At 52.3% G+C, this 2,587-nt stretch carries 2 protein-coding genes; both read left to right on the forward strand.

What is annotated here, in order from left to right:
- A partial coding sequence (dpaL, locus tag DXB18_RS15955; protein WP_118708892.1) for a diaminopropionate ammonia-lyase occupies positions 1–1,140 on the forward strand: 1,140 nt, incomplete at its 5' end.
- A 68-nt stretch (positions 1,141–1,208) separates the two neighbouring features.
- Positions 1,209–2,585 carry a YgeY family selenium metabolism-linked hydrolase gene (locus tag DXB18_RS15960; protein ID WP_118708894.1) on the forward strand — a complete coding sequence of 459 codons (1,377 nt, stop codon included), beginning with the start codon at positions 1,209–1,211 and terminating at the stop codon, positions 2,583–2,585.
- The last annotated feature ends 2 nt before the right edge of the window (positions 2,586–2,587 follow it).

Below are 2,587 nucleotides of genomic sequence, written 5' to 3' on the forward strand. Positions count from 1 at the left end.
AATATCAAACAGGCGCGTGAGTTCCACAAGAGCTTCCCACAGTATTCCATCACCCCGCTCGCAAAGCTGGACGGTATGGCTGAGGGTCTTGGCCTTGGCGGTCTGTTTGTAAAGGACGAGAGCTATCGCTTTGGCTTAAACGCATTTAAGGTGCTGGGCGGTTCTTTCGCAATGGCACGCTACATCGCAAGTGAGATGGGACGTGATGTGTCCGAGATGACATACGATTATCTGACCAGCGAGAAATTCCGTGAGGAGTTTGGTCAGGCTACCTTCTTTACCGCTACTGACGGAAACCACGGCAGAGGCGTTGCATGGGCAGCAAACAAGCTGGGCCAGAAGGCAGTTGTACATATGCCGAAGGGCAGCACCAAGACCCGCTTCGACAACATCGCAAAAGAGGGCGCTAAGGTAACCATCGAGGAAGTCAACTATGACGACTGTGTACGTATGGCAGCAGCTGAGGCAGAAGCAACCCCGCACGGTGTAGTCGTTCAGGATACCGCATGGGAAGGCTACGAGGAGATCCCGGCATGGATCATGCAGGGTTACGGAAGCATGGCAGGCGAGGCTGCAGAGCAGCTGCGTGAGGTTTCTGTAAACCGTCCGACCCACGTATTCGTTCAGGCAGGTGTTGGAAGCCTTGCAGGTGCAGTGGTTGGTTACTTCACCAACCTGTATCCGGAGAATCCGCCGAAATTCGTTGTTATGGAAGCTGGCGCTGCAGCATGCCTGTATAAGGGTGCAGTTGCAGGAGACGGCGAGCCGCGCATCGTTGGCGGTGACCTTCAGACAATCATGGCCGGTCTTGCATGCGGCGAGCCGAACATCATCGGCTGGGATATCTTAAGAAACCATGTATCCGCATTCGTTTCCTGCCCGGACTGGGTAGCAGCAAAGGGTATGAGAATGCTGGCTGCTCCGGTTAAGGGAGATCCGAAGGTTGTATCCGGTGAGTCCGGAGCTGTTGGTATGGGTGTGATCTCTACCATCATGCAGGACGATGAATACAAAGAGCTGCGCGATGCATTAGAGCTGAACCGCGACAGTAAGGTCCTGATGTTCTCTACCGAGGGAGACACCGATCCGGACAAGTACAAAAAGATCGTATGGGGCGGCGAGTATCCGACTGCTGAGTAATCAGGAACGGGATACAGACAGTTAAGAACCTAATAACAAGAACATATATAATCCAGGAGGGTAAAACAATGGGACTTGATTTTGAAAAAATCAAATCAGCAGCAGAAGGATACCGTGCAGATATGACTGCATTTTTGAGAGCCATGATCTCTCATCCGAGCGAGAGCTGCGAGGAGAAGGAAGTTGTAGCATGCATCAAGGCTGAGATGGAGAAATTAAACTTCGATAAAGTAGAAGTAGACGGCCTTGGCAACGTAATCGGCTGGATGGGCGAAGGCGATAAGATCATCGCAATCGATTCCCACATTGATACCGTAGGTATCGGCAACATCAACAACTGGGAAGCAGATCCGTACGAGGGCTACGAGACTGACGAGATCATCTACGGCCGCGGCGGTTCCGACCAGGAAGGCGGTATGGCAAGTGCTGTTTACGGCGCAAAGATCATGAAGGATTTAAACCTCATTCCAGAGGGCTACAAGATCATGATCGTTGGTTCCGTACAGGAAGAGGACTGCGACGGTATGTGCTGGCAGTACATCTACAACAAGGACAAGATCGTTCCGGAGTTCGTAATCTCTACTGAGCCGACCGATGGCGGTATCTACCGTGGACATCGCGGACGTATGGAGATCCGTGTAGACGTAAAGGGCGTTTCCTGCCATGGTTCTGCACCGGAGCGTGGTTCCAACGCAATCTACAAGATGGCTGACATCATTTCCGATATCCGCGCACTGAACAACAACGGCTGCGACGAAGATACCGATATCAAGGGTCTGGTAAAGATGCTGAGCCCGAAATACAATCCGGAGCACTACGAGGATGCTCAGTTCCTTGGAAGAGGAACCTGCACCGTTTCCCAGATTTTCTATACCTCTCCGAGCCGCTGTGCAGTAGCAGACAGCTGTGCAATCTCTGTTGACCGCCGTATGACTGCAGGCGAGACCTGGGATTCCTGTCTGGAAGAGATCCGTCAGCTGCCGAGCGTAAAGAAATACGGCGATGACGTAGAGGTTTCCATGTACATGTACGACCGTCCGTCATGGACCGGCGAAGTATATGAGACCGAGTGCTACTTCCCGACCTGGATCAACAAAGAGAACGCAGCACATGTACAGGCTCTGTACGATGCTCATGTTGCACTGTTCGGCGACAAGCGTATGGGACCGGATTCCACCAAGGAGCTCCGCAACCGTCCGCTGATCGATAAGTGGACCTTCTCCACCAACGGTGTTGCAATCCAGGGACGTTACGGCATTCCGTGCGTAGGATTTGGCCCGGGTGCTGAGAGCCAGGCTCATGCTCCGAACGAGATCACCTACAAAGATGACCTTGTAAGATGCGCAGCTATGTATGTAGCAGCAGCAAACCTGTACGATGCTTCCAAGAAAACGGATGATATTTCCCAGTTCCGTGCAGGCAAGACCAACAACGATATCAAATAATC

The organism is Clostridium sp. OM02-18AC (assembly GCF_003481825.1).
Taxonomy (GTDB): domain Bacteria; phylum Bacillota; class Clostridia; order Lachnospirales; family Lachnospiraceae; genus Brotaphodocola.